The organism is Paenibacillus sinensis (genome assembly GCF_019904155.1).
GTDB classification, from domain to species: Bacteria; Bacillota; Bacilli; order Paenibacillales; family Paenibacillaceae; genus Paenibacillus_AQ; species Paenibacillus_AQ sinensis.
Genome location: NZ_JAHCMB010000021.1, coordinates 58,693 through 83,591 on the forward strand (window position 1 = coordinate 58,693; position 24,899 = coordinate 83,591).

Sequence of the window (24,899 nt, forward strand, 5' to 3'; positions counted from 1 at the left end):
ATCAAAGAAAAATGTCTTATGGTGTCTGTTGATGTCATAATTTCACCAATAAATGGTATAAAATGATAGACTCTCAGCTCAAACATTCTTTTTATTGCAAAAAAACGGCTGCGCCGTTCTCGCTTGGAGACGGAGAGCCGTATTACATCATAAGTCTGGTCCGTTCAGCCACGACAGCTGCCTTTAGAATCCTGAGTTACCTGCCGCTCCCGCTCTCCCGCCCTTCAAAATACGCATCGAGCTTCGTCTCCGCCCGGTGCCGGGACCAGTTCAGCGCAGTCCAGTCCTTCTTCTGCTGCTTGCCGCTCTGCCATAGGTTTCGCAGACCGCTGTCCAGCATGCCGTTATGCTTCGCGCTGAAGTCGACCAGCATCGGAACCGCCTCATCGGAGAGTGAGAGCAGGTAAGCAGTGTCCAATTGGCCGTTGGCTTCATAGCGGGCGATATTGTTCGAGGCGATAACGGCGTCCATCCGGGTATAGTTCATGATGAGATAGGCCGCCAGTCCGAGAACCAGATAGCATTTGACGAGCGGGAAGCGCGGGATCGCGATCCGCAGAGCGGCCGCTGCCAGCAGGGCTCCGAGAAAAATCATGAACCCGTGCACCAGAAACCGGATCGTGGTGTAGCCGTAGGCCTCTTCATACATCGCGAGCCGGATAAAAGCGGAGACCAGCATGGCGCCCGAGCAGACCGTCAGCACATACAACAGAACCCGGACCGCCCGGTTCAGCACTTCGCTCCCCTTCATGCCAAGCAGCAAAATTCCGAGCAGCAGCACAAAATTGATGCCCGATACAAGCACAAGCTCGAAGAACCCCCGGCGCGCGTATTCCGCATACGTATCCCCCGAGGGCAGCAGCCCCTGCCAGGCACCGAACAGATACGAGAACTGTACCGATACGAACAGAACATAGACCGTGTTAACCGCAGTCAGCACCGTGACGGCTACGACCGAATCGATACGGAAATCCGGCACCGTGTCCCGATACTCAGGCTCCGTCTTCTGCGGCGGCAGCTCCTCAGTCTCGCGGAAAGGATGCACGAAGCCGCGAAGGTAACCGAAGAAAAAAGCGCCGAGAAGGAGCGCCCACAACGTTCTTGCAATGCCTTCTCCCAGTGAGATTCGAGCCAGCACATCCGGGATATGCGTCAGCACGGCATGGAACACGCCGTCAGCCGACGACAGCAGCACCAGCACAATCGCAAGCAGCGGGACGGAAATCGTCAGTCCGAGCAGCACTCTGGCCAGCACTGGGGCGTTTGCCCCCTCCTGGCGCTCCTTACGCTCAAACCATTGTCGCAGACCTGCCAGCTGCCGTAGGTTCTGTGGAATCAGATGGTTAAAGGCGCCGGACAACAGCGCCGCCGGTCTGCCCCAATCGGGTCTTGAATCTCCGAGTATGTATGTCAGATGCAGCACAATCAGCGCTGGCGCAGCCACCTGATTAAGCATATAAAAGATTTCGTTCGCGAACAGTCCGAATGTAAGAACGAGCAGCAGGACGCATGCCGTCCAGACCGCACACACCGTGTTCATCGGCCTCAGCCTGTCTTTGGCAAATACCAGCATGTACGCATAGAACAATACGGTGAACAGCGGGATCGACAGCCCGTACCGGTTTCCGTAGAACAAATACTGGTGAATGACCGCGAGTCCCAGCGCCACCGCAAGAACCTTCAGCACCGTGCCTCGGCTTTCCGCCGTTTCCTGCATGGAAATCCCCTCCATTTCTTCTTCCTTCTTCTTTAGGATAGATGATAAAATAAGAATAAAAAGCGAAATTACGTTGCGTTTATTTCCTATTTTGGGTGGGGGATTCTATGGCAAAGCTTCACGGACACTATATCCGGCTCATATCCGGCCTCTCCGGAGATGATGTGCAGATCACGCTTGATGAGCTGGCGGCGATTCTGGAGTGCACTCACCGGAATGTTCTTCATCTTATCGGCAAAATGCAAAAGCGCGGCTGGATCGAATGGACGCCCAGCCGCGGGCGGGGACAGCGCTCCCGTCTGCGGCTGCTGGCCCCGCTTCAGGAAGTGGCCGCGGAGTCGCTGCGGGAATCGATGGATGGCCGGGGCTCCCTTGCCGATGCGGCGTCGCTGATCCGCTCCCTTGCCGGAACGGAGACGCTGCGGGAATCGCTGCAGAGCTGGCTGGCTCTGTATTCCGGCCATCATGTCGAGCGTCGGCATGACCGGGTGCTCGATACGCTGCGCCTTCCGGTGAACCAGCCCATCCAGACAATTGATCCGCTGCGGATGAATCTGCTGGCCGAATCCTTCGTGTCCAGCCATGTCTATGACGGGCTCGTCCGGAGAGGTCCCGGAAGCGAGGAAATTCTTCCCGGTCTTGCCCATGCCTGGGAGACCGATGCCGGGCGCACCGATTGGCTCTTCCATCTGCGGAAGGAAGTGCCGCTGCATAACGGAGCGATGCTGGACGCCGGGGACGTCGCCGCCTCCTTCCGCCGTCTGATCGAATCTCCTGACGGGCGGCTGTACAGCTTCGTTCTTCGGGATATTGAAGAAGTCCGAGCGGTTAATCCGCTCACGCTCCGCATCCGCCTCCGGAAGCCGAACGAGCTGTTCCTCTCCTATCTGTGCACGAGCCGGGCGGCGGTCGTGCCGCGTGATCCGGAACAGGCGGCGGGCTCTCCCCATGTCCACAGGCCGATAGGGACCGGTCCGTTCAAGGTCGCGGAGTTTACCCGGGATATATGTGTGCTGGAAGCCTTCTCGCCTTACTACCTCGGAAGGGCGCATCTGGACCGTGTAGAGATTCTGTATATTCCCTGGAGCGCCGAGCCGTCCGCTGCGGAGTCCGGCTTCCCTTTTCATGTCATTCCCAATCCGAAAGGCGGGCAATCCGGCGGCTGGAGCCACATCCGGCCCGAGACGCTGATCGCGAAATTTATTACGTTCAACACCAAGAAAGCGGGACCGCTGAGCGATCCCGCCGTAAGAGCGGCGTTGGTGTCAGGTCTCGGAGGTGGGACAAGTTCCGCTGCGGCCGCCGGATTGAGCCTGACGATCGCTACCATTCCCCAATACGCCGCAGATGCCGAATATATCGCGTCAGCGCTAGAAGCCTTTGGCGTCAGGACGGATATCATCGCCGTGCCGCCGGAAGAATTCAAAGGTCCGGTCCGCATGCAAGCCGATTTGATCCTGTTCTCGCTCATCCGCGACCGGGACGAACAGCTCCGGCGGTTCGACCTCTACCGAACGCTGGCCGAGCATACGACACCTGAGCTCCGCTCGGAAATCGAGGCTGCCCTGCATCTGATAGCCCGGGAGCCTTCGCCGGAAATGCGGTCGGGCAGCTTTCAGCGTATCGAAGACCGGCTTATATCGGATAACCATCTGCATATTTTGTACGAGAAACCTATGGAGACCGCTTATATGCCGTCGGTTCGGGGTGTGACCTTCAACAGCCAGGGATGGATTGATCTGCGGCATGTGTGGTTTCCGAGACTGCCCAGTGAGTGAATGGAAGGATCACGAAATGCCGTTCTACACCTGCGGCCCTGAGTATGCGGCTATCACCTGGAACTGTCCGTAAGTGCTCCCAGACTAACACAACAAATTGAAGTGATTATTAGGGACTATGAAAGCAGCCGCTCGATCGCCCTGTGGCAGCTCTCTTTGTAGACGCCATGCAGCTCGTCGTTCTCCGCCATCAGCCATTGGATCAGACAGCCGTCGATGACGGAGCGGATAAGCGGCGCCGTATCAGCCGGAGACAGACCGGGATCGTATACGCCCTCACGCTGGCCCAGCTCCACGATCTCCCTGCTGATCTTCGCGCAGTTCGCATAGAAGCGGCTGTTGATCTCCCGGTAGGCAGGCATCCGGCTTGCGCGGGCCAGAAAGTCGAGATACACCCGGTAGAAATCCCGGTTCTTCTCCGGGGATACGAAGACGGAATCGAGATAGGCCCCCATTTTGCCCCGAGCTGTAGACTGGAGACTTACCGCAGTCGCTTCCTTGTCATAGATTTTGGCGGTCAGCCAATCCAGCAGATCGACGAGCACCGCCTCTTTATTGTCAAAATAATAATGCACAACGCCCTTGCTCACCTTCGCATAATCCGCGATCGTCTGGAGCGTCACGGCATCATATCCCAGCTCCGACAGCGCCTGAAATGACGCGTGCAGAAGCAGCTTGCGTTTTTCCTCGGATTTCTTGTAGCGAACCATTTCTCTCCCACCCGTAAAAAGTTTCAAAACATGCCGCTGCTCATTGACAATATTATTTTGACCGGTCAGAATAAAAATTGTGACAACAAGAAATCGGCAGCATGATTTTGTGTTCCCATATCATTAAAAGGAGCGTACCATTATGTCCCGGACCTTTCAAGCTCTGTTCGTCGACAACGCGGACAGCTTCAGCGTGGGTGTCAAACCCGCAGCCCTGTCTGATCTGCCCGCTGGCGATGTACTTATTAAAGTCTCTTATTCCAGTGTAAATTACAAGGACGGTCTGGCCTCTATTCCGGACGGCAGCATCGTGAAATCCTATCCCTTCATCCCCGGCATTGATCTGGCGGGCGTGGTGGAGAGCTCGGAAGACAGCCGGTTTCAGCCGGGGCAATCCGTGCTCGTCACCGGGTACGGACTCGGCGTGTCCCACTTCGGCGGATACAGCGAGTATGCCCGCGTCCCCGCAGACTGGGTTGTTCCGCTGCCGGACGGGCTGACGCTCAAGCAAGCGATGATCTATGGAACGGCCGGATTTACGGCAGCCATGTCCATCCAGGCGCTTGAAGATAACAGCGTCTCGCCGGAGAAGGGCAAGGTGCTTGTCACCGGAGCATCCGGCGGTGTCGGCGGAGCCGCTGTCGCCATGCTGGCTAAGCGCGGCTACGCGGTAGCTGCGGGGACGGGCCGCACCTCGGAGACCGATTATCTGAAGTCGCTCGGCGCTTCCGAGGTTTTATCCCGGACCGACATCTACGATCCGGAAGCCAAGCAGCGCCCGCTGGACAAGCAGCTGTGGCAGGCCGCCGTCGATCCCGTCGGCGGGAACCAGCTGGCCGCGGTTCTGGGCAAGATTGCCTACCGCGGCTCGGTCGCCGTCAGCGGACTTACGGGCGGCACGAAGGTGCCGGCTACGGTGCTGCCGTTCATCCTGCGCGGCGTGAGTCTGCTCGGCATCGACTCCGTCTTCTGCCCTGCCGAGCTGCGCAGCCGGGTTTGGAGCCGGATGGCCGGCGATCTGAAGCCGGACAATCTGGACCAGCTCGTCGACCGGGAAGTCACGCTGAATGAGCTGCCCCAGGCGCTCGCGGATATTTTGCAGTCCAAGACGCGGGGACGTGTCCTTGTAAAAATTTCCTGACGATTGCCGGAAGAGAGCTTATAATCATGATAGCTAATCCACTATGGGAGTGATGTCATGAAACGGCTGGTCATTTGGGGGGTGTCCGCTCTTCTTGCGGCTGGACTTGCTGCGGGTGTACTTCTCTGGGCAAGTCCGCCGGCTTCGGCGGGAGCGGAAATGAAGAAATACCGCAATTGCAGTGAGCTTAACAAAGTGTATAAAGGCGGCGTCGCCCGTTCGGCCTCTACGAAGAATGTCGGCGGCAAGACGAAGTACAAGCCCTTCGTGTCCGCGAAGCTCTACGAGATGAACAGCGGCAAGGACCGTGACAAAGACGGTATCGCCTGCGAGAAATAACATTACTGTAAGTTGCGAGACTGCAAGCTGCGAGGTCTGACTGAACGGACCCGAACGAGCCGCCGCAAGCACAAAGCCCGCCCTGCTATCTCCATTTGAACGGGTCTCCTCACAGTAACAGGTTGTACGATTTCACCTGTTCACCATGCAGGAAGCCGTTCACTCCGGAGCAGCGGGGCGGGCTATTAGCTTTCCGGCGGGCTGGAATCAGACTTTGCCTTCAGGTCTCATACAGCCGTCAGTTGAGCAGCTTGTGGAACGGAATTTCCAGCACAACCTTGCCGATCAGCTTATCCTTGTCCACAAATGGAGTATCCCACAAATGGGCGTCATAGCTAACATTCCGGTTGTCGCCCAGGAAGAAATAATGATCCGCAGGTACGGTGACCGGGCCGAACACATAGTTCATTTTGGCGTTCAGATAAGGTTCTTCCACCTTGTTTCCATTCCGGTACAAATACCCGTCCTTGATTTCGATCGTATCGCCAGGCAGGCCCATCAGACGCTTGACGTACAGCTTCGTCTCTCCCGCAACTGGCGGATGGAAGACCACGATATCCCCATGCTTCAGTGTAGTGGCCCACAGCATTTTGTCCACAATAAGTCTGTCGTCCACCTGAATTGTCGGCACCATGGAATCGGTTGGAACGCTCATGGCCTCCGCGACATAGCTGCGGATCAGCAGCGACAACAGGACGGCAACCAACAGGGTCGGGACCCATTCCTTCACCAGTTTCTTGAATTTCACCATATCCACTAAATCCCCTCTCCATTGATTCCTTATACATATGTATGACTTACTTGTTCCTTCCTCTTCCCCTACTCTACCATAGTAGATTTGCCGCCCGATTTCAAATGTCTCCCAATTCCAGGCCTGTCAGAGAATAACCCGTACGGCCACGCCGATAAACCAGGCGGCAGGCACAAGCAGCAGCTGCGCGAGCAGCGTGCCGAGAAACCGCGAGCCCATAAGCATCATATACACCTTGCCGAGACGGTTGCGATGCTCCTCGCTGACCGTCGCTTTATCGGTGATGAGCCCCAGTTGAGGATCGATAAAGACGGTCAGCAAAATGGTGGCGATACCGTTAATTAGCCCCGATGCCTGCGATATCGCCGTGCCATGCTCCGGATGATGATAACCCGCGTAAAGTGTAGCCAGAACCCCTGTTGTATAAATCCCGGTGACCAGAATGTTGGTGACAATGAGCCGCTTCGGGATGTCGAGATAACGGAAGGCATGCAGCCGGAACCTTGGGCGCTTCACATATTTCCGGGTATTCTTCAGTTGGGCGATCGTGACGCTTCCGAGCAGGCGGGGGATCGAGCCCTGGATCTCCAGCTTCGAGATGACGCGCCCGAACAATGCGGTGAAGGTCGGAAACAGGCCGATGGCAATCAGCGTTCCAAGCGAGCCGCCGAGCAGAATGATTCGCAGATCGTTAAGAAGCGACACGGAGGGGTCTTTCTTGGCGATATCGACGATATGGCCAGTGAGCGGCCCCTGAATCATGTTGGCTGTCCGGGAGACGAGTACGATAATCCCGGTCAGGGACAGAGCGATCGCGATCTTGTTCATACGCACCCCGGCGTACCGGACCGAATACGACAGCGTTTCGGAAGTGTGGATGATGACGGTAAGCAGAACGGCGACAAGCAGGCTTTGAATCATGACTGACTCCTTCGGATTCCCCGGTCCCGCAGGCATCACAACCAAGCGTAGGTGGGTATTCCATGATTTGGATGAAAAACCATCCCACATTGTAGCATATTCCTCCGCCGAAATCTGTCGAAAAAAGAAGCCGCCGCTTCAATTGCTCCGCTTTATCATAGATAATATGTATAATGGAGTAAGTTTTTCTATAACATGCATCGTATTATCGCCCAACAAGGAGTGTTTATATGGAAATGTTTGAATACATTCTGCTGATGCTTGCCGCCGTATCATTATCTTACCTGATCAACCGGTTCGTCCCCTCCCTATCCATCCCCATTATTCAAATTGGGCTTGGCGTAGGACTCTCCCTGCTGCCTTTGGAGCATCAGATCGGTCTGGACCCGGAATTGTTCCTGCTGCTCTTCATCGCCCCCCTGCTGTTCAACGACGGGAGACATGCCAATAAAAAAGCGCTGTGGGAGCTGAAGAAGCCCGTCTTCCTGTTGGCATTGGGGCTCGTGTTTCTGACCGTTGGCGTGATGGGCTACTCCCTCCACGGCCTTATTCCGGCAATCCCGCTCGCAGCTGCATTCGCGCTGGCGGCAGCGCTTGCACCAACAGACGCCGTAGCCGTCGGAGCCCTGGAGGAGCGGGTGAAGATTCCCTCCCGGACCAAGCATTTGCTGGAAGGGGAATCGCTGATCAATGACGCTTCCGGCCTCGTGTCCTTCCAGTTCGCCGTGGCGGCGATGATGACCGGCAGTTTCTCACTGAAATCGGCCGGCGTGGGCTTTCTCGTCATTTCCTTGGGCGGCGTGCTGCTGGGGCTTGTGCTTACATTTGCGAAATCCGCCTTTGTGCAATGGATTCGCAGGCTCGGAATGGAAGACGTCACCTTGCATATGCTACTGGAGGTGCTGACACCGTTCCTCATCTTCCTTGCAGCCGAGGAGCTTGGCGTCAACGGTATCCTTGCCGTCGTCGCCTCCGGGATCGCTCATTCCTTTGGCTTCCGGAAACTGAATCCTGAGCTGGCCAAGCTTGCCGTCGTCTCCAGAAGCACCTGGTCCGTCATTATTTTTACACTTAACGGCCTTGTATTTCTGCTCCTGGGCACCCAACTGCCGGATATTGCCCGCCGAATCTGGAACAGCGGAGAGATCAGCCACGCCCATCTGATCCTTTACGTGCTTCTGATTACCGTAATCTTACTGGGCCTCCGCTTCCTCTGGGTGTTGTTGGCCGTCATTCCACTAGATAGAGAATCGGGCACTTCCCGCCGCAGCAGATGGAGAGAAGGATTGATTCTCAGCTTCGGCGGCGTACGGGGAACCATCACGCTGGCGAGTACCTTGTCGCTACCGCTGGCCCTCGATAACAATACACCGTTTCCGGCAAGGGACCTGATTATTTTTCTGGCAGCCGGCGTCATTCTGACCACGCTGCTTGCCGCCAACTTTCTGCTGCCGCTTCTGATCGGCGTGGACAAGTCCCCCGAACGGAATTCGGACGAGACAAAGGCCAAAATCGAAATTCTCCGCAATGTAATTGCCGGACTGAACGAACAGGCGACCGAGGAGAACAAGGTGGCGCTGGGGGCGGTCACGTATACGTATGCTACCAGAATCCAGGCGCTCGGGAGACATGAAGAAATAGAGCGGAACCCGCGTAAATGGGCAGTCGCCTGCCTCCAGTGGGAAAGAGAGCGCACGATGCTTGCGATCGAGAACAGGGAAGTTCATCCATTCGTGGGTTTCCGTTATTTGAACCGGTTGAATCGGAGGTTGTATCTGTATACGAAGGATGAAAGGTACCGCAATGACCTGCTGTCCGGCAAGCAGGTCCGGTTCATGTTCCGGATGCTGGGGAGAACGGGAAGCGCCTTGCGGAGAAGAACCCCGAAGCTGAATCAGTTTCAGGTCCGGAACTGGGAGTATGTTGTCCGCAAGCTGAACGAGTCGCTTACCGAGGCCCCGGCCGAGCTGGAGACTATCAGTTCCTTCATTTTGCGTTACGAACAGGGAATCGCGAGGGCTTCCGGCAAAGGACCGCTTACCGACCGCGAGACTTTTGCGACGGCGTTTCATGATCTGGCAAGAATCGGCATTCAGCTGGAGCGGGATTATACGCAGACCGCCTTCGAAACCGGTCGGATTTCAAGATCCGGCATGACGGAGCTGAGAAGGAATATTGCGCTGATGGAGCAGGATTTGAAAGGCGAGACGTTATAGAAGCCGGCTCTAGATTTCGGCAACCGCCGCCGCTCTTCTCCGGGAGCGGATGGTTGCCGCCAAATCGGCTGCAAACAGTACAAGCACGACCGGGAACAGCACTCCCCACGCGGGCAAGACCAGCCAATACAGAATCGAAACAAGTGGTTGAATGACGGCCAAGGTGAAGAGTGACAGCACCCACCAGTACAAGGAAAATTCCAGGCAAATATGCCCGCCGAGCTGCCAGCGCTTGCCCGAATAATCCCACCATTGCCGCCGGAACAGCGCCTTCAGCATAGCCCCGCTGGCGAATTCCACCACAGTCGGCACAATCAAGGTCGAGACCAGAAGCCAGGGCAGCGGCATCCGCAGCCCTCCAAGTGCCAGTAGCAGCACCGGAGCAAGACCGTACATCGGCTTATATGGCCCAAGCATTAGCCCGTCCTTCCGAAACGTACCGGTCGTCACCCGGTTATACGTTCCTTCCAGCAGCCACCCCAAGACCGAATAAATCATGAAGCAGAAGAACAGCTCGCCCGGATGTCCGTAAGCTGCTTCCCTTGCCCAGGACAGCAGGTTCAATATCAAGTGGTCTCTCTCCTTCCGGTTAGTGTCCGTACGCTATCCTTATTAACGCGTCATTAGTATGACTTGAGGATTGGTTCATTATGCGGACGTCACTATTCCCGAGAGCAGAAAAAACGGGCTGCCCTGATATAAGGGAACCCGTCTCCTTAACAATTTAAGATAAATAAAATGAAGGCTTGGCCTACTTTTTCGGATACTACTTTTTCGGATACTGCTCTTTCAGACCTGGCGACTGGACACTGCTCTCGCTCAGCTTCCTCAAGGTTTCGAGCTTCATTTCGCTGTGAACGCCAAAGCCGGAGCCGCCGTCTTTCTTCTCGACCAACGCGCCCGAATCGGCTTCTTGAAATTTCAGCCGGTGGCGGGCATTTCGATTTCGATCGCGCATGTTCGGGTTCCTCCTTTTATTCGTCAGGGTGGCACTCGCACTCTCCAAAGACCGCTGCAATCTGCATGCTGCTCTCACCGGTATGTACATCCAGTATACAGGATTTGAAATTTAAAAAAAGCACTAATCCAGCTTCTATGGCGAAGGACTCTGAAGTTTGTCCTGTCAGCACCCTATAAAAAAACAGGCTGCCCTCTCAGACAGCCTGCTCTAGACATAAACCAGCCAGCGATTCAGTTCTTCGGCGCTGGATCGGGATGGGAGGTTGCAGCTGGCTTCGCTTCCCATTCGTCCGCCTCGGGCTCAATATCGACCCCGTTCTCCATTTTCTTCTTCTCGGCCAGAGAATCTCCGTCCTTGTCTTCCTGGTTGCGGATGTCCGCTTCATTCTGGATGTAATCCGACATGCTATCCCCTCCTTCGGCGTGATTGCTGTTGGCAACTTATCATTTCCGGATTGCCCATAATTATAGTTACCCGTTGAGGTGCTTTATAAACGGCCGATTTCACTCCCTGCCTGTGTGCACCGGAAGAGCTGACAGCTGGCACCTGATGCGCCGGTTCTATGAATCCGATCCGGAATCCCTTATCATTAGTAAGATAGAAACACGGGTTAAGGAGAGTCAGACAATGAAGGTGCTGTACAAGACCGCCGAAGAAGGCTGTGAAATCGTAGTGGCGGACACCGATGAGCTGTATGGGGAGAAAGGAAGATTTCGGGTGCTTCAATTCTCGGAGGAATTGGTGCAGGGGGCCCTGGACCTCGACCAGCCGGAGCGAATCGTATTCGAATATCCAAGGGCGATCCTTCATCTGATGGAGTGGAATCGCCCGGGCTTTGAGGATGTCTTCCTTATCGGCCACGGGATCGGGACCCTGCTTGGAGCCTTGTCCGGCAAAAATGTCACAACAGCCGAGCTTAGCCAAGCGGTCGTCGACCTCAGCCGGCTCTATTTCGGCAGCAGCGCCGAAGACCGGATCGGAATCGGCGACGGCAGGCAGCTGCTGGAGCGGGAGGACGACGGGAGCTTAGACTATATCGTGCTGGACGCGTTCAGCGGAAGCGGAACACCCCGGCATCTCATCTCTCGGGGCATGTTCTCGCTCGCTGGCAAGAAGCTGAACAACCGGGGCATGCTGATCATGAATGCCACCGGCAGAGGGAAGAACGACCGGCTGATCCAGTCGGTACACTCCACCCTCGCCTCCGTGTTCCCGTACACTCTCGCCTTCATCCTTCCTTCAGCTGATCCGGCGGCTCCGAAGAACCTCATCCTGGCAGGAGCCCGCAGGCCCATCGTCTACAAGTCCCGGCAGATGGCGGGCTTCACCGAGATCGTTCTTCCTCCGGGCGATGTGATCAGGGACGCTGACGGAGGAAGGGCTACATTTTGACAGCAGCGATTCTCAGCCTTACATAGTCCAGAACCCACTGGCCGTCTTGGAATAAATCGTTCCGGGCTTTATCGGCAATTTGTCCGTAGACATGGGCTCGTTCGCTCTCCGGAACCGATTTGAAGAAATCATCCGCCAGCCCGTTCAGCCAGTGGGACAGACCGTTCTCTCCATCCTTCATCGGAGTTGGACGGTCAAAGTGTACGGCATACACGACCCGGAAGCCTTGATGCTCCAGCAGAGCGCTGTACTCGGCAATACTTGGAAAATACCAGGGATTCAGTTCACCGGCATCGATCCCGTATTTCCCGGACAGCACCTCGCCAATGGACCGGATCACCGTGTCCACATTTCCTTTGCCGCCAAATTCGGCGACGAACCTTCCGCCCGGCTTCAGATTGTTCCATACGGAGGAGATCACACTCCCGGCGTTCTTCATCCAATGCAGGGCGGCGTTGGAGAAGACGGCATCGAACGGTTCATCGAACGCAAAATTCTCGGCATTGCCGGCAACAAACGGGATTCCAGGATACTTCGCTGCCGCTTTTCCGATCATCTCTCCGGAGAGATCCATGCCCGTCACATCTGCTCCGGCCTTGGTCAGTTCATAAGCCAAATCTCCGGTACCGCAGCCCAGGTCCAGAATCCGCTCCCCTTTCGCAGGACTTAGCAAGTCAATGACGCCTCTTCCAAATTCGGATACGTACCCCAGCTTGCTGTCGTATAATTCGGATTTCCATACATGAACCGAAGCCATGAATCCCATCTCCTTCTGATTGGTGTTGGGATTATTTTGGCATAGATCACTCATTAAATAAAATATATAAATACTATTCCATTAATAGTATTAGCCTATAAGGAGAACATTTTCCTATGCGTGGTGTGATCAACTTTACCCTATTCCTGAATGATTCGCTTCTCGGAGAGTCAATTGTCCATTTCGCCGGGAAAAAGAAAAGGAAGACGCTCCTGGCGCCCTCCTTCTCATGAACCATCCCTATTCAGAAATTAGTTATGCCGCGTCGTCCAGCCGAAGAGCAAAAGCCTGGGTCCAGACGACATCTGTCTGAATACGCTTGCCTGATTATTCTTAAGCTATCCGCCCGCGCTTACCCGGATGCCTTCGGCTTCCAGTGCCCGCCGAAGCGCTGCCGCGAAGCCGGCTGCGCCCGGGCTGTCGCCGTGAATGCAGACGGTGTCCGCCAGCAGCGGAACGGCGCTGCCATCCAGCGCCGTCACTGCGCCTTCGCGGACCATCCGCAGAACGCGGCCGGCCGCCTCGGCCGCGTCATGAATCACCGCGCCGGGCACGCCGCGCGGTACGAGCGAGCCGTCCGCCATGTAGGCGCGGTCGGCGAACACCTCGCTGGCCGTGCGCAGCCCGGCCGCATTCCCCGCGGCCAGCAGCTCGCTGCCTGCCAGGCCGTACAGGACCAGCGCCGGGTCGAAGCGGCAGACCGCCCCGGCAATGGCGTCGGCGAGCGGCCGGGACGCCGCCGCCATGTTGTAGAGCGCGCCATGGGGCTTCACATGGCGCAGCCGGCCGCCTTCCTGCCGGACGAAGGCGGCCAAGGCCCCGATCTGGTAGGTGACCAGATCGAAGGCTTCTTCGGGAGAAATCTGCATATTTCTCCTCCCGAAGCCGGCGAGGTCCGGCAGCCCTGGATGGGCGCCGATGTTGACGCCGGCAGCCAGCGCCGAGGTGACCGACCGGCGCATAACAGCGGGATCGCCTGCATGGAATCCGCAGGCGATGTTCGCCGACGTGACCTCGCGCAGCAGCTCGTCGTCATTGCCGATGGTGTAGGCGCCGAAGCTCTCCCCCATATCGCAGTTCAAGTCGATCTCAATCATAGCCGCACTCCTTCCGCTTCAGCATAATCATCATTTCCAGCAGCTTCAGCTCACGCTCCTGCCGGATTAGCAGCGTCTCCGCCTCCCTGAGCGATACCTCTGCGAATCGGATTCGCGTCCCGGGCGCCGCCTGGGCGAGCAGCGGCAGATCGACGCTGATCACCTGCGCCACCTTCGGGTAGCCGCCGAGCGTCTGCCGGTCGGCCAGCAGCACGATCGGCTGACCATCCGCCGGAACCTGGACAGTGCCGTGGGCGACCGGCTCCGAGAGATACTCCTTAGGCGATTTTAGGCGGAGAGCCGGTCCCGACAACCGGCAGCCCATCCGATCAGAGTGGGGAGTAACAAGGTAGCTACCATTCAGGAAGTCCTCAAGGCTCTCCGGGCTGAAGTCTTCCCACTGCCGGCCCCGGATGATCCGGATAACGGGACTTTCCCGGTAATTCGGCAGGGCCGAGCGAGAGATTCCCCAGGAAGCGGCATGGAAACCGCCGGATAGTGAATGCTCCCTCAGCGAGGGGACCGCCGCCTGTTCAGCCGCCGATTCAACATCCAGTCCCTGCCCTGTGCCGGGAGTAGCTGAATCTGCGCCTGGTTCCTTCCATGGAAGCCGGGTCATGCTTCTGATAAGGGCCTCATCAGCTTTCGCCGTCACTTCCACACCTGATCGCGCTCCATGTTCCGCCTCTTTGCCACTGGTGCCACTGGAAACACCCGCTCCTGAATCAGAATCCGCCGCTGACTGACCGGCCCCCGGAGCGGCGGTTGACAGCCGCTCCCCTCCACGATTCGCAGCTTCTCGATTCGCAGCTTCTCCATATTTCGCTGGACCCGGCAGCCCCACCGGAATCACGTCGCCCGCCCGCAGCGGCCGGCCTGCGAAGCCGCCGATTCCGGCGCGAAGATACGTGCTGCGGCTGCCCATCACAGGAGGCACATTCAGCCCGCCCGACACCGCCACATACGTCCGGCAGCCGTAGACCGGACGGCGGAGCGTGAGCCGGCTGCCGGCCGCCACGGCGACCGGACGCCACATCGGCAAGGGCCGCCCCTCGATTTCGGGCGACATGTCCCCGCCGGTAACGGCGATGAGGCATTCCTCCAGGAACTCCGCCGCGAAGCCGGACATCGTGATCTCAAGCGCAGCGGCTCCGGCATTGTTGCCCGCAAGCCAGTTGGCGGTTCGGAGCGCGAAATCGTCCACCGAGCCGGAGAGGATGACTCCGTACCGGGAGAAGCCGGTCCGCCCGAGATCCTGCACGGTTGCGAGCAGTCCCGGTTTCAGAATGCGAATGCTCACTGTGACCGCTCCCTTCGTCTTGCATATTCGCCAGGACTGATGGGCCGAAAGACAATGGTATCACCGCTCTGTAATAGAGCCGGCGGCATGTCGTCCGGCTGGAACAGCGAGAGCGGCGTCCGCCCGATGATCTGCCATCCGCCCGGCGTCTCAATGGGATAGACACCGGTCTGATTTCCCGCGATGCCAACCGAGCCTGCCGGGATGGACAGCCGGGGCGTCTCCCGCCGGGGGGCTGCGATCCGGCCGGACATGCCGCCCATATACGGAAACCCGGGCGCGAAGCCAAGGGCATAGACCTGATAGCGGCCTTCGGCATGCACGGAGATAACCTCTTGCTCGGTCAGTCCGTTCCACTCTGCCACAAAAGACAGATCGGGTCCGAATTCGCCCCCGTAGCAGACGGGTATCTCAACAATCCGCTGCGATTCCTCCGGGTCGCCATCCGCCATCTTCATTCTGTCCCGCAGCAGAGCGCATACCTGCTCAAAATATGTAATGCCGGGGTCAGAAACCTTCAGCTCCGCAGGCCGGTAATAGACGGCAAGCGACGCATAGGCAGGCACACATTCCACAAAGCCCGAAAAAGGGCGGCGCCCGATTTCCCGGGCAGCCGCCCTGACGCGCCGGTTGATTGATTCATCGATGACCGTGCCGAACTCCACCAGCACCGCCGAATCGCCGAGCGGAAAGAAAGAGCAGTCCATCGTCTCCCCTCGTTTCTTTTGAGGCGATCCGAGGTCAACGCATTCCTGCGGGGTTCGCCTTTTTTCTATCTAGAATAATGCAAGGCAACCCCTAAGGTAAATGATTTTCACACGAACAGCCCGCTTAGCGTCTCTTTCGCCAATAGCTCCACACCAGCAGCACGAGAGCCAGCATCCCGGCACAGAGAAGAACTCTTGTCAGTCCGGCGCCGAGATGCATCATCGGCATGCTGCGGAAGGAGAACGCCGAGACGCTCATGCACATGATGCCCATGCCGATCAGGAGCGCGGCGATCAGCCAGTCGCTTTTTCTCATCACATATCCTCCTGCTGGCCCAACTCGGGAATCCGTTTGAATTCCAAGGTAAAAGAAGTTCCCGCCCCCTGCTTGCTGCTGACCGCGATCTTGCCCCCGAGCACCCGCACGAGATTATACACGATGGCGAGTCCAAGGCCGGTTCCGCCCAAGCTTCGGGAGCGCGATTTCTCGACCCGGTAGAACCGCTCGAAGATCAGCGGAAGCTCATCTTCCGGTATCCCGATTCCCGTGTCCGCTACCTCCAGCCTGACAGCATCCTCCTGAAAGTACAGCGACAGCGACACCGCTCCCTGCTCCGTGTAGCGGATACCATTTTCCAGCAGGTTCAGCACGATCTGCTCCATCCGCGCCCCGTCGGTATAGACCGGCTTCGCCTGCCCTTCACTCCGGAACACCAGCTTCAGCCCTTTAGTGGACGCTTTAAGCCCGACCTTCTGCACGGCCTGCTCCGCCAGCTCGCCCAGATCGATCCACTCGGGTGAAAGTTGAATCCGTCCTTCCTCCATTTTGGCGAGATCGAACAGATCGTCCACAAGATGCTGAATCCTCTGGGCTTCGCTGTGGATGATGTCCAGATAGCGGTCCCGCTCCTCATCGTCCGTGTACATCCGCTCTTTCACGACATTCGCATAGCCCTCAAGGTAAGTGATCGGCGTCCGCAGCTCATGCGAGATATTGGCAAAAAACTCCTGGCGCGTATCCCGGTAACGCTGCAAGTCGGACGCAAGATCATTAATCGCCCCGGCAAGCGCACCGATTTCATCCCTGCTCTTGATATGAACCCGGGTCGCCAGCTCACCGGCTGCAATCTTTCGGGTCGCCTGCTGCATCTGCAGCAGAGGACGCGACAGAAACTGCGCCGCAATCCAGGTGCTTCCGAGCGCCAGCAGAAAAGCGCCAATGCCGGACAGAACCAGCAGATGCCGCACTCCCTCCAGCGACTTCATGACTGATTCCGCCGACGATACCAGATAAAGCGCCGACACGACTTTGCCTTCCGCCTCTACTGGCTGGCCCGATACAAAATATCGGCCGCCGTCTTCATCATCGTACAGGAAGCCGACTTTCTGTCCGCTGAAGATCCGGTCCAATTGCTGACTATGGACAAAAGGCAGCGCGGGCGACATCATCATATCCATTCCCGAGTGCATGGTAAGCTGTCCTTCCCGGTTCACATTGAACAGGCTGACACCGGAGAAATCCGCGAACGTCTCCATCATCCCGCCCATTCCCGCTCCGGATGATTCAGCCATTGACGATTCCGCCATCATCGTAAAATGCGAGGCCAGCTCCTCCGTCTCCTTCTCCATATTAGTGTAATAGAACGAGGAGAACATGCGGTCTACAGCAGTTCCCAGCACGAGCAGCACAACCAGGAACAAGCCCGAAATGACGAGGCCCAGCTTGAGGCCGATCACATTGTTTTTCATTGGATGCCGTCCGGAATCTGGAATTTATAGCCGAAGCCCCACACCGTCTGCACCGGATTGTAATTGAGTCCCGCTGTGTGCAGCTTCTCGCGGATATTCTTGATATGCGTATCCACGACCCGGTTGTCGCCTTCAAAATCAAGGCCCCACACCCGCTCCACCAGCTCCTCCCGTCCGAATGCCCGCTGCGGGTGTCCTGCCAGAACTGCCAGCAGCTCGAATTCCTTCGGAGTCACATCAAGCGCCGTGTTCGCAGCGGTCACAGCCCGGGCATCCGGACGGATGGTCAGTCCCGGGAATTCCAGCACCGCCTCTTTGGGGGCGGCCTGGCGCATCAGCGTGGAGCGGCGGATCAGGGAATGGATGCGGGCAACCAGTTCACCCGGCTCGAAGGGCTTGGTCAAATAATCATCCGCCCCCAGCTCCAGCCCCCGAATTTTGTCCTTCGTATCGGAGCGGGCCGTCAGCATCAGAACAGGAACATTATCCTTCTCCCGGATCGTCTCACACACCTGCCAGCCGTCCATATCCGGCATCATAATATCCAGCAGCACAATATCGTAGTTATCGCGCGACGCCAGAGCCAGCGCTTCCTGCCCGGTCGAGGCTTCTGCGACCTGAAACCCCTCTTTCGTCAAATAAATGCGCAGCAGATTGCGCATATTCCATTCATCATCCACGACCAGCGCCTTGAGCTGTGTCATCTATAGTCACCTTCTTTATCCGGCTGCTGCCTGTATGTTTATGCTTCTTAACAAGCGGAAAGAGCCGGGAGGCCCCGGCATCTTGACATTGCTATTTATTTGCGGAGGGCGCCTAGCCGCTCCAATTCTTCCTTCATCTGCGCATTCTGCGCCTTCAGCTCATCCAGTTCCCGGCGGACGCCTGAATCCTCGCCTCCACCAGGAGCCGCATGATGATGCTGTCCCCGGCCGGAGCCGTGACCATGCATTCCTTTCATCCCGAACATCATGAACAACATCATCAGCGGGCAGATCAGCACCAGCAGCGAAGACCAATTCATCTTTCATCTCTCCCGTTTCATTATGATCGCTTGCATGGGTTCATTATAAGTCCGGGATGTGTGGAAAATATGTCGTCCGCCGCTCTCCGCTTCAGCGCCTGATCAAATCGATTGTCTCCGTCTTGTCGCCCCAGGTGATTTCGGCATGAAGCTTGGCATCCTCCTGGGTAACGGCGCAGCCTCTGCAGGCGGTTCCGCTATGGTTCAGGACGCCACCCTCCAGCGCTTGATTGCCCTTGAGCGTGCCGGGCCCGCCTTCGATAACATAGCTGATGCTCTCCGGTGCAGAGTCTCCGCCCAGATAACGGATAGCGAAACTTCTGGCTTCGCTGTTCCTGGCTTGGATGACTGACGTAACGGTTACTTCCCAGTTCGGGCCTGTTCCCGAAAATGTCAGCGTTTTGCCGATATCAGAACAGGCGGTCAGAATCAGCATGCAGAGCAGCAGTAATGCCGCTATTTTTCTCATCGTCAGCTCTCCCTCTTTCTTTGAGATCAAGAGGTTATAAACCTTGTCTGCGCCCGGTCAAATAGACGCCAGCGAATACCAGCAGCCCGCCCATGACCTGGACCAGCGTCACCGGATTGCCGAGCAGAAGACTTAGTATGGCGGTAAACACGGTAATCAGGTTGAGATAAATGCCCGCGCGGCTCGCTCCGATCTCCCGGATGGACGCATTCCAGAAGATGAATGAGCCCACCGAGGGAAACAGCCCAATGTACAGGATGCCCGCTGTTGCTTCCCTGCTGAGCGGCAGCTTCATTCCTGACGCCAGGAAGAACGGAGAAATGATGAGAAGCGCGAGCACAGCCGATACCGCTGTGGAGGCAATCGGCGGCAGATGCCGGATTTTTCGTCCAAGCAGCGAGTACAACGTCCATACTACAATGGCCGCCAGCATCAGCAGGTCACCGGCATTATAGTCGGTTTGCGCAATCATTTGCAGCCGGCCTTTGGTCAGCACCAGCAGCACGCCGAAAAGCGAGACCAGGAGTCCGATCACCCGGGTGCGCGTAAGCTTCTCTTTGAACAGCAGCGCGGCTCCCAGCACGATGAGCGCCGGATTCATCGCATTGACGAGAGCCGCGTTCATGGATGTGGTGAACCGCAGCGCTTCATAGAGCAGGAAGTTGTAGCCCGCCACCCCGAGCACCGCCATGACGATCAGAATCCGCCACTCGCTCCACACCTTTCTCCAGTCGGGCTTCTCCACAAGCTGCGCGATCGGAAACAGCACGCATACGGCGATCAGCCATCGTGAGAAGGTCATCTGTATAGGAGACAGCTCGGCTACGACCGACTTGCCGAACACGTAGTTTCCGGCCCAGAAGAGATTGGCTAAGATCAAGAATAGATAGATTTTGGACGATTTCATCAGTGATTCTTCCTCATTTCCGGACAGCGAAAGGCATAGTCACTTTTTTCCTCTAATTATAATACTCTTTGGCAAGTATGAGCATCACAACAGGAGAAATGGACCTAACTGATTTTTTTAAATGCAAAAATTCCATCATATCCATTTTTTTCATGTTATAATATCCGAGTCCAAGAAAGGAGTGATGTGGTGTTAAGCAAGCTTGCCAGCGATCTGAAGGTGAACCGGAAAGGCCCCATGATTGTGCTTGTTCTCATAACCTACCGGTTCGGCAACTACCTGCATTATGAATATCGGGTACCGGTCCTGCGCAGTGTTCTGAACATGCTGTACAAGCTGATGGATATTTTGTTTATCCGTATTATGAACCAAGGCGAGCTGCCGGCTGAGACGAGGATCGGTTCTGCCCTTCGCCTGCCGCATGGATTGAATGGCATCATTATTAGCTGTAAAGCCGTTATCGGTGACCATGTTTCCATTTACCAGCAGGTCACGATCGGAGCCCGGAACGACAAAGGCGAGCCAGTGATCGGCAGTCATGTCGAGATCGGGGCTGGTGCCAAAATACTCGGACCGGTCCTCGTCGGCGACCACGTCCAGATTGGGGCTAACGCGGTAGTCATCAAGGATGTGCCTGATTATTCGACGGCTGTTGGAATCCCGGCCCGGAACCTCCCTGGTTCACCGGTGCATATCGTGCCCGAACGTCAAGACAGCGTTCTGTAGCCGTTTGCTCTCCCCCACATACATAATCTCCCAAGACAGCGGAGTGCTTGAAGCATTCCATGGTGCTTATCCTGCTCGTCACGTTCTCTCATCATTGCTAAAGACTGCATGCAAGGCTGATGGGTAAGCTTATGCTGCCAGCACCTTGCTATTGTTCGGATAGCGCCAAAGAACATGCGTGCTGACCGGTGCGCATGTTCTTTGACGTATAAGAGAATAAGCATACATTGTCGTCTGCCTGCTGTTCTGCCAGAAACTTTTTTATACGATGTTACAATATTTACAGTTGCTGTAGGGAGATTGTGTTATTTTATAGAAAGTCAAACTGTCGTTCCGGCGATTAGGAGATGATGAGGGCAACGTCGTGCGAAATGTGCAATCGTTTGCACCCAAGCAGGATAATGGTGTCCCGGGAATCCGGATCATGTGCATGTCCCGAAATGTATCCGCCAGGGATATACCGGGCTTCTAGTTGCCTAGTATTTCAGAACAGATTAATTATAGGGGGGCGCCGCATGATCGAAGTATCGGAATTATCGAAGGAGTACAAAATCGTAAAGAAACAGCCCGGTCTGTCCGGGGCCTTGAAATCGTTGTTCCACAGAGAGTACATGACCAAGAAGGCTGTCAATCAGATCTCCTATTCAATCGATCAGGGTGAACTGGTCGGTTACATAGGTGCGAACGGAGCGGGCAAGTCGACCACGATCAAAATGCTGTGCGGCATCCTGACCCCGAGCGAAGGCAGCATAAGAGTCAATGGCATCGTTCCATACCATGAACGCCAGAAGAACGCCCGTAATATCGGCGCGGTATTCGGCCAGCGGACCCAGTTGTTCTGGGATATCGCGGTGCGCGAATCTTATGAACTGTTGAAGCACATCTACCAGATTCCGGAGGACCAGTATAAGAAGAACATCGAACTGTTCACCGAGGTTCTGCAGCTTGAGCCTTTGCTCGGCATACCGGTCAGACAGCTTTCACTCGGTCAGAAAATGCGCTGTGAGCTGGCCGCCGCATTCCTGCACAATCCCTCCGTCGTCTATCTGGACGAGCCCACGATCGGTCTGGATGTTGCGGTCAAGGCACGAATTCGCGCGTTCATCCGGGAAATGAACCGGCTCCACCATACCACCGTTATTCTGACAACCCACGACATGCAGGATATCGAGGAGATTTGTAAGCGCATCATCATTATCGATGAGGGCACCATCCTGTATGACGGAAGTCTTCAATCGATCAAGGACCGCTTCGGCGACAAGCGTGTCATCCACTTCGAACTGGATTTACAGAGACCATTCACAATTCCCGCGGAGCTGGAGGAATATGTGAGCCTTCAGGCCGGCGGCGAAGATGAGGAAGGAAGAATTAGCCTGTCCTTCAGCAATCAGACGATCTCAGGGGCCGATGTGATTTCGGCGATGCTCAAAGAGTACCATATCCGGGATCTTACGATTGCGGATTCGAAGATCGAGACGATTGTTCAGGAAATCTACGAGCGGGGAGTGTGACCATGCGGAAATATTGGGAAATAATGAAAGGCCAGATCAAGCTGGACACGGCCTATGCCGCCTGGTATTGGTCAAGTACCGCATCGACGATCCTCAAGCTTCTTGTCGTCTACGCTTTCTGGCATGCGGTGTACGAGAATCGAACAACGGTCGGTGCGGTCCAGCTGGATACAATGCTTACCTACGTCGTTCTGGCCATGATGCTGGGCCAATATGTATCCGGAGTCGGCAACCAACTGGCAAGCAGTGTCCGGGACGGCAGCGTGGCCGTCGAGCTTATGAAGCCGTATAACCTGCTCGATAAATTGGTAGCGCTTGATCTTGGTCAAAAAATAACGGCCATTATCCGGGAAACGATTCCAATGATGGTTCTAGCGTTTCTGTTCCTCCATATCAACGGGCCGGTAACGGCCGGTGCGGGACTGCTATTTATTCTAAGCTCGGTTCTGGGTATTCTGATCGGTAGCCAGCTGGACCTGATTCTAGGCATCGCCGCATTCTATCTGGATTATGTTTGGGGTCTGAGGACGATGCGCGATGCGATTATCTCGTTTTTTTCGGGAGCGCTCGTACCGCTCACGCTGTTTCCGGGCTGGCTTCAGACGGTGGGCTATTTTCTTCCGTTCCGGTCCATGGTGCATGTGCCGGTCGCGATCTACACGGGGCAGATTACGGGTACTGATGCGCTCTTGGCAATGGGTGTACAGGTATGCTGGCTTGCGGGCATTTTCGCGGGTATCCGGATGATTTGGCATATCGCGTTAAAACGGGTCACGATATTCGGCGGTTAGGGGGAAATCAGACATGCTGCAACGATATGCCAAGCTGTATTGGCAATTCTTCAAGCTTAGACTCAAAGTAATGATGGAGTATCGAACCGATTTCTTCATCGGCGTCTTCTCGACCGTGCTCACACAAGGTGCAGCCGTGCTCTTCATCGGTATTGTTTTCAGCCATATCGAGTCGATTCACGGGTGGACCTTCTACGAGATTATGTTCATTTATGGAATTTCGATGACGGGAAGGGCGCTGGAGTACATCTTCTTTGATAATCTGTGGGTGATCGGCATGAACTATATTCGTCCAGGGAACTTCGACCGGCTGCTGATTCGCCCGATTAATCCGCTATTCAACCTGATTGCGGATCGCGTCCAAGCCGACGGTTTGGGCCAATTGCTGACCGGGGTAACCGTCCTTCTAACGGCTTCTTCCCAAATCGGATTTGATTGGACAGCGGGCCATGTCATCTTCATGCTGATCGCCGTTCTCTCCAGCGGAGCGATCTTCCTGTCCGTCAATCTGTTCTTTGCAACGTTCTCATTCTGGATGACGGACAGTATTCCGATAATGATGGCGGTGCACGGTCTGAGTGATTTCGCCAGATATCCGCTAAGCATTTATCCTCGAGTCATTCAAGTGATCCTGACGTTCCTGATCCCTTACGGGTTCACCGCTTTCTATCCCGCAGCCTTCTTCATGAATGACTCTTCATTCAAGACGGTAGCGCTGTGGACACCCGCCGCCGCAGCCATTTCGCTATTCCTGGCCTATCAATTCTGGAGACGAGGGCTGCGGGCATTCACGAGCACCGGCAGTTAAATCAAGATTCCGAACAGGCGGCCAGAGGCCGCCTGTTCGGCGTCAGGCAAGGCAATTATATTAACATGCCGCAGGTTCTGCTTCTTCATATTCACACCGTTTCGAACATGTTCTTCAGTTCTGGGAGTTTGTGAATAAGCCGTCTTTTGCTCGAATCAGGAGACCAGCTTCAAGCCGATAGCAGACCCCAGCACCAAAGCGATACACAAGATCCGAAGCAGACTGCGGGACTCGTTGTAAAAGATCATGCCCAATATCGCTCCTCCGGAAGCACCGATGCCGGTCCAGATCGCGTAGGCCGTCCCCATCGGCAAGGTCTTCATGGCCAACGAAAGGAACAGGAAGCTAAGGCCGAACCCGGCGATCAGCCCCGTGAAAGTCCTCACATTCCGCGCCTGGTTAAATTTAGTGATCATGAATACACCCATCATCTCGAATACCCCAGCTAGAATCAAATATGCCCAGCTCATTGGGCTTTCCCCTCCTTCGTTCCTTCCTTGCTAAGCAGCTTCAGACCTATTACGCCAAGGAGCAGCAGCCCGATCATCGCGATTTTCAGAGCATGAATCTCCGCACCGTACAGCAGAATCTCGGCTATAACCGTTCCCGCAGTCCCCAGGCCGACGAACACCGCATACACCGTGCCAGCCGGCAAAGACCGCGACGCCATAATCATCAGATAAAAGCTGACCGCAAGAGCGATTATCGTTCCGCTCCACTCCCAAAAGCTGTCCGCATGCTTCAAACCAATCACCCAGCCGACCTCGAACAAAGCGGCCATCACAACCGCCATCCACGTTCTGTTCATATCGTCATCTCCTCCGAAGAAAGTAATATTAATGCGGCTATCAAAAAAAGCCTAGGGGATAACCGCATTAATCATGCAGTTTATCTCCCAGGCTTTTATCCTTCCGTGTCACAGCCGATTCGGCTGCGGTCTCCTCTCGGTCCAGACCAGCCTCATTGGCTGCGGAACCCTAGAAGACTTCATATGCAATTGGTTCTTACTATATGACATAGCGGGTGAGGTGTCAAGGGTGGGCATAATGTCATTTTTCAATTCGTTCAAATTTGAAGTTTTCGGAAATATACTTTTCATAATCATCTATAGCGATATTAAACATCTG

28 protein-coding genes and 1 riboswitch are annotated in these 24,899 nt (G+C 55.8%); of the genes, 9 read left to right on the top strand and 19 right to left on the bottom strand.

The genetic code is table 11. The features are described from left to right. Positions 1-196: 196 nt before the first annotated feature. A complete protein-coding gene (locus tag KIH86_RS01660; protein WP_223084074.1) occupies positions 197-1,717 on the bottom strand; it encodes a DUF4153 domain-containing protein in 1,521 nt (506 codons plus the stop codon). 107 nt (positions 1,718-1,824) lie between these two features. On the opposite strand from KIH86_RS01660, the gene KIH86_RS01665 reads away from it, so the two are divergent. Further along, entirely contained in the window at positions 1,825-3,495 is a 1,671-nt protein-coding gene (locus tag KIH86_RS01665) for an ABC transporter substrate-binding protein (protein ID WP_223084075.1), read from the top strand. A gap of 116 nt (positions 3,496-3,611) precedes the next feature. Here KIH86_RS01665 and KIH86_RS01670 read toward each other — a convergent pair whose 3' ends face one another. Continuing rightward, on the bottom strand, positions 3,612-4,205 hold the full coding sequence (locus KIH86_RS01670; RefSeq protein ID WP_223084076.1) for a TetR/AcrR family transcriptional regulator: 594 nt from the start codon (positions 4,203-4,205) through the stop codon (positions 3,612-3,614). A gap of 142 nt (positions 4,206-4,347) precedes the next feature. Between KIH86_RS01670 and KIH86_RS01675 the strand changes: the two genes are divergently transcribed. Next, positions 4,348-5,346: an acrylyl-CoA reductase family protein gene (locus KIH86_RS01675; protein WP_223084077.1), complete on the top strand. Its 999-nt coding sequence runs from the start codon at positions 4,348-4,350 to the stop codon at positions 5,344-5,346. Positions 5,347-5,403: 57 nt separating this feature from the next. Beyond that, positions 5,404-5,685 (top strand): excalibur calcium-binding domain-containing protein, encoded by a 282-nt coding sequence (locus KIH86_RS01680; protein ID WP_223084078.1) that lies wholly within the window; start codon positions 5,404-5,406, stop codon positions 5,683-5,685. A gap of 238 nt (positions 5,686-5,923) precedes the next feature. Here KIH86_RS01680 and lepB read toward each other — a convergent pair whose 3' ends face one another. Both lepB and KIH86_RS01690 read right to left on the bottom strand, forming a co-directional pair. After that, the gene (lepB, locus tag KIH86_RS01685) at positions 5,924-6,436 is read right to left on the bottom strand and encodes a signal peptidase I (RefSeq protein WP_223084187.1); all 513 of its coding nucleotides are present in this window, start codon (positions 6,434-6,436) and stop codon (positions 5,924-5,926) included. A gap of 126 nt (positions 6,437-6,562) precedes the next feature. Then, positions 6,563-7,357, bottom strand: coding sequence for a lipid II flippase Amj family protein (locus tag KIH86_RS01690; protein ID WP_223084079.1), 795 nt, complete (start codon positions 7,355-7,357; stop codon positions 6,563-6,565). Between the two features lie 230 nt (positions 7,358-7,587). On the opposite strand from KIH86_RS01690, the gene KIH86_RS01695 reads away from it, so the two are divergent. Further along, entirely contained in the window at positions 7,588-9,573 is a 1,986-nt protein-coding gene (locus KIH86_RS01695) for a Na+/H+ antiporter (RefSeq protein WP_223084080.1), read from the top strand. 9 nt (positions 9,574-9,582) lie between these two features. Here the strand turns inward: KIH86_RS01695 and KIH86_RS01700 are convergent, their stop codons facing one another. From KIH86_RS01700 to KIH86_RS01710, 3 genes are all read right to left on the bottom strand, one after another. Beyond that, a complete protein-coding gene (locus tag KIH86_RS01700; protein ID WP_235775216.1) occupies positions 9,583-10,143 on the bottom strand; it encodes a putative ABC transporter permease in 561 nt (186 codons plus the stop codon). 196 nt (positions 10,144-10,339) lie between these two features. After that, positions 10,340-10,531 carry a hypothetical protein gene (locus KIH86_RS01705; RefSeq protein WP_223084081.1) on the bottom strand — a complete coding sequence of 64 codons (192 nt, stop codon included), beginning with the start codon at positions 10,529-10,531 and terminating at the stop codon, positions 10,340-10,342. A 233-nt stretch (positions 10,532-10,764) separates the two neighbouring features. Further along, positions 10,765-10,938, bottom strand: coding sequence for a hypothetical protein (locus tag KIH86_RS01710; RefSeq protein WP_223084082.1), 174 nt, complete (start codon positions 10,936-10,938; stop codon positions 10,765-10,767). A gap of 223 nt (positions 10,939-11,161) precedes the next feature. Between KIH86_RS01710 and KIH86_RS01715 the strand changes: the two genes are divergently transcribed. Continuing rightward, positions 11,162-11,926 (top strand): spermidine synthase, encoded by a 765-nt coding sequence (locus KIH86_RS01715; RefSeq protein ID WP_223084083.1) that lies wholly within the window; start codon positions 11,162-11,164, stop codon positions 11,924-11,926. Here KIH86_RS01715 and KIH86_RS01720 read toward each other — a convergent pair. The 10 genes from KIH86_RS01720 to KIH86_RS01770 form a co-directional block, all read right to left on the bottom strand. Next, positions 11,916-12,683: a class I SAM-dependent methyltransferase gene (locus tag KIH86_RS01720; protein ID WP_223084084.1), complete on the bottom strand. Its 768-nt coding sequence runs from the start codon at positions 12,681-12,683 to the stop codon at positions 11,916-11,918. The genes KIH86_RS01715 and KIH86_RS01720 overlap by 11 nt on opposite strands. A gap of 338 nt (positions 12,684-13,021) precedes the next feature. Beyond that, positions 13,022-13,780 (bottom strand): LamB/YcsF family protein, encoded by a 759-nt coding sequence (locus KIH86_RS01725; RefSeq protein WP_223084085.1) that lies wholly within the window; start codon positions 13,778-13,780, stop codon positions 13,022-13,024. Continuing rightward, complete coding sequence (locus KIH86_RS29400; protein ID WP_235775217.1) at positions 13,773-15,080, bottom strand: 5-oxoprolinase subunit C family protein; 1,308 nt, start codon at positions 15,078-15,080, stop codon at positions 13,773-13,775. Before KIH86_RS29400 ends, KIH86_RS01725 begins: the two co-directional genes overlap by 8 nt. Continuing rightward, positions 15,077-15,787 carry a 5-oxoprolinase subunit PxpB gene (gene pxpB, locus KIH86_RS01740; RefSeq protein WP_223084086.1) on the bottom strand — a complete coding sequence of 237 codons (711 nt, stop codon included), beginning with the start codon at positions 15,785-15,787 and terminating at the stop codon, positions 15,077-15,079. The genes KIH86_RS29400 and pxpB overlap by 4 nt, the downstream gene beginning before the upstream one ends. Before the next feature lie 124 nt (positions 15,788-15,911). Next, on the bottom strand, positions 15,912-16,103 hold the full coding sequence (locus tag KIH86_RS01745) for a hypothetical protein (RefSeq protein WP_223084087.1): 192 nt from the start codon (positions 16,101-16,103) through the stop codon (positions 15,912-15,914). Further along, positions 16,103-17,536, bottom strand: a complete 1,434-nt coding sequence (locus KIH86_RS01750; protein WP_223084088.1) for a sensor histidine kinase — start codon at positions 17,534-17,536, stop codon at positions 16,103-16,105. Before KIH86_RS01750 ends, KIH86_RS01745 begins: the two co-directional genes overlap by 1 nt. Further along, entirely contained in the window at positions 17,533-18,240 is a 708-nt protein-coding gene (locus tag KIH86_RS01755; RefSeq protein WP_223084089.1) for a response regulator transcription factor, read from the bottom strand. The genes KIH86_RS01750 and KIH86_RS01755 overlap by 4 nt, the downstream gene beginning before the upstream one ends. Positions 18,241-18,335: 95 nt before the next feature. Then, on the bottom strand, positions 18,336-18,560 hold the full coding sequence (locus KIH86_RS01760) for a hypothetical protein (protein WP_223084090.1): 225 nt from the start codon (positions 18,558-18,560) through the stop codon (positions 18,336-18,338). A gap of 91 nt (positions 18,561-18,651) precedes the next feature. After that, the gene (locus KIH86_RS01765) at positions 18,652-19,029 is read right to left on the bottom strand and encodes a hypothetical protein (RefSeq protein WP_223084091.1); all 378 of its coding nucleotides are present in this window, start codon (positions 19,027-19,029) and stop codon (positions 18,652-18,654) included. 34 nt (positions 19,030-19,063) lie between these two features. Then, on the bottom strand, positions 19,064-19,936 hold the full coding sequence (locus KIH86_RS01770) for a DMT family transporter (RefSeq protein ID WP_223084092.1): 873 nt from the start codon (positions 19,934-19,936) through the stop codon (positions 19,064-19,066). A 189-nt stretch (positions 19,937-20,125) separates the two neighbouring features. On the opposite strand from KIH86_RS01770, the gene KIH86_RS01775 reads away from it, so the two are divergent. From KIH86_RS01775 to KIH86_RS01790, 4 genes are all read left to right on the top strand, one after another. Next, entirely contained in the window at positions 20,126-20,662 is a 537-nt protein-coding gene (locus tag KIH86_RS01775) for a serine O-acetyltransferase (RefSeq protein WP_223084093.1), read from the top strand. A gap of 515 nt (positions 20,663-21,177) precedes the next feature. Further along, on the top strand, positions 21,178-22,173 hold the full coding sequence (locus KIH86_RS01780) for an ABC transporter ATP-binding protein (RefSeq protein ID WP_223084094.1): 996 nt from the start codon (positions 21,178-21,180) through the stop codon (positions 22,171-22,173). A 2-nt stretch (positions 22,174-22,175) separates the two neighbouring features. Further along, on the top strand, positions 22,176-22,964 hold the full coding sequence (locus KIH86_RS01785) for an ABC transporter permease (protein ID WP_223084095.1): 789 nt from the start codon (positions 22,176-22,178) through the stop codon (positions 22,962-22,964). Positions 22,965-22,977: 13 nt separating this feature from the next. Beyond that, positions 22,978-23,772 carry an ABC transporter permease gene (locus KIH86_RS01790; protein WP_223084096.1) on the top strand — a complete coding sequence of 265 codons (795 nt, stop codon included), beginning with the start codon at positions 22,978-22,980 and terminating at the stop codon, positions 23,770-23,772. 155 nt (positions 23,773-23,927) lie between these two features. On the opposite strand, the gene KIH86_RS01795 is transcribed toward KIH86_RS01790, so the two are convergent. Together KIH86_RS01795 and KIH86_RS01800 are read right to left on the bottom strand one after the other, a co-directional pair. Continuing rightward, positions 23,928-24,242: a DMT family transporter gene (locus tag KIH86_RS01795; protein WP_223084097.1), complete on the bottom strand. Its 315-nt coding sequence runs from the start codon at positions 24,240-24,242 to the stop codon at positions 23,928-23,930. Then, the gene (locus KIH86_RS01800; protein WP_223084098.1) at positions 24,239-24,580 is read right to left on the bottom strand and encodes a DMT family transporter; all 342 of its coding nucleotides are present in this window, start codon (positions 24,578-24,580) and stop codon (positions 24,239-24,241) included. The genes KIH86_RS01795 and KIH86_RS01800 overlap by 4 nt, the downstream gene beginning before the upstream one ends. Before the next feature lie 82 nt (positions 24,581-24,662). Beyond that, positions 24,663-24,764: riboswitch (guanidine-I (ykkC/yxkD leader) on the bottom strand. Positions 24,765-24,899: the final 135 nt, after the last annotated feature.

Excerpts from the sequence above, each read along its gene's own strand:
- KIH86_RS01660 (WP_223084074.1), bottom strand. The coding sequence starts at position 1,717 with ATGCAGGAAACGGCGGAAAGCCGAGGCACGGTGCTGAAGGTTCTTGCG.
- KIH86_RS01665 (WP_223084075.1), top strand. The coding sequence starts at position 1,825 with ATGGCAAAGCTTCACGGACACTATATCCGGCTCATATCCGGCCTCTCC.
- KIH86_RS01670 (WP_223084076.1), bottom strand. The coding sequence starts at position 4,205 with ATGGTTCGCTACAAGAAATCCGAGGAAAAACGCAAGCTGCTTCTGCAC.
- KIH86_RS01675 (WP_223084077.1), top strand. The coding sequence starts at position 4,348 with ATGTCCCGGACCTTTCAAGCTCTGTTCGTCGACAACGCGGACAGCTTC.
- KIH86_RS01680 (WP_223084078.1), top strand. The coding sequence starts at position 5,404 with ATGAAACGGCTGGTCATTTGGGGGGTGTCCGCTCTTCTTGCGGCTGGA.
- lepB (WP_223084187.1), bottom strand. The coding sequence starts at position 6,436 with ATGGTGAAATTCAAGAAACTGGTGAAGGAATGGGTCCCGACCCTGTTG.
- KIH86_RS01690 (WP_223084079.1), bottom strand. The coding sequence starts at position 7,357 with ATGATTCAAAGCCTGCTTGTCGCCGTTCTGCTTACCGTCATCATCCAC.
- KIH86_RS01695 (WP_223084080.1), top strand. The coding sequence starts at position 7,588 with ATGGAAATGTTTGAATACATTCTGCTGATGCTTGCCGCCGTATCATTA.
- KIH86_RS01705 (WP_223084081.1), bottom strand. The coding sequence starts at position 10,531 with ATGCGCGATCGAAATCGAAATGCCCGCCACCGGCTGAAATTTCAAGAA.
- KIH86_RS01710 (WP_223084082.1), bottom strand. The coding sequence starts at position 10,938 with ATGTCGGATTACATCCAGAATGAAGCGGACATCCGCAACCAGGAAGAC.
- KIH86_RS01715 (WP_223084083.1), top strand. The coding sequence starts at position 11,162 with ATGAAGGTGCTGTACAAGACCGCCGAAGAAGGCTGTGAAATCGTAGTG.
- KIH86_RS01720 (WP_223084084.1), bottom strand. The coding sequence starts at position 12,683 with ATGGCTTCGGTTCATGTATGGAAATCCGAATTATACGACAGCAAGCTG.
- KIH86_RS01725 (WP_223084085.1), bottom strand. The coding sequence starts at position 13,780 with ATGATTGAGATCGACTTGAACTGCGATATGGGGGAGAGCTTCGGCGCC.
- pxpB (WP_223084086.1), bottom strand. The coding sequence starts at position 15,787 with ATGGACTGCTCTTTCTTTCCGCTCGGCGATTCGGCGGTGCTGGTGGAG.
- KIH86_RS01745 (WP_223084087.1), bottom strand. The coding sequence starts at position 16,103 with ATGAGAAAAAGCGACTGGCTGATCGCCGCGCTCCTGATCGGCATGGGC.
- KIH86_RS01750 (WP_223084088.1), bottom strand. The coding sequence starts at position 17,536 with ATGAAAAACAATGTGATCGGCCTCAAGCTGGGCCTCGTCATTTCGGGC.
- KIH86_RS01755 (WP_223084089.1), bottom strand. The coding sequence starts at position 18,240 with ATGACACAGCTCAAGGCGCTGGTCGTGGATGATGAATGGAATATGCGC.
- KIH86_RS01760 (WP_223084090.1), bottom strand. The coding sequence starts at position 18,560 with ATGAATTGGTCTTCGCTGCTGGTGCTGATCTGCCCGCTGATGATGTTG.
- KIH86_RS01765 (WP_223084091.1), bottom strand. The coding sequence starts at position 19,029 with ATGAGAAAAATAGCGGCATTACTGCTGCTCTGCATGCTGATTCTGACC.
- KIH86_RS01770 (WP_223084092.1), bottom strand. The coding sequence starts at position 19,936 with ATGAAATCGTCCAAAATCTATCTATTCTTGATCTTAGCCAATCTCTTC.
- KIH86_RS01780 (WP_223084094.1), top strand. The coding sequence starts at position 21,178 with ATGATCGAAGTATCGGAATTATCGAAGGAGTACAAAATCGTAAAGAAA.
- KIH86_RS01785 (WP_223084095.1), top strand. The coding sequence starts at position 22,176 with ATGCGGAAATATTGGGAAATAATGAAAGGCCAGATCAAGCTGGACACG.
- KIH86_RS01790 (WP_223084096.1), top strand. The coding sequence starts at position 22,978 with ATGCTGCAACGATATGCCAAGCTGTATTGGCAATTCTTCAAGCTTAGA.
- KIH86_RS01795 (WP_223084097.1), bottom strand. The coding sequence starts at position 24,242 with ATGAGCTGGGCATATTTGATTCTAGCTGGGGTATTCGAGATGATGGGT.
- KIH86_RS01800 (WP_223084098.1), bottom strand. The coding sequence starts at position 24,580 with ATGAACAGAACGTGGATGGCGGTTGTGATGGCCGCTTTGTTCGAGGTC.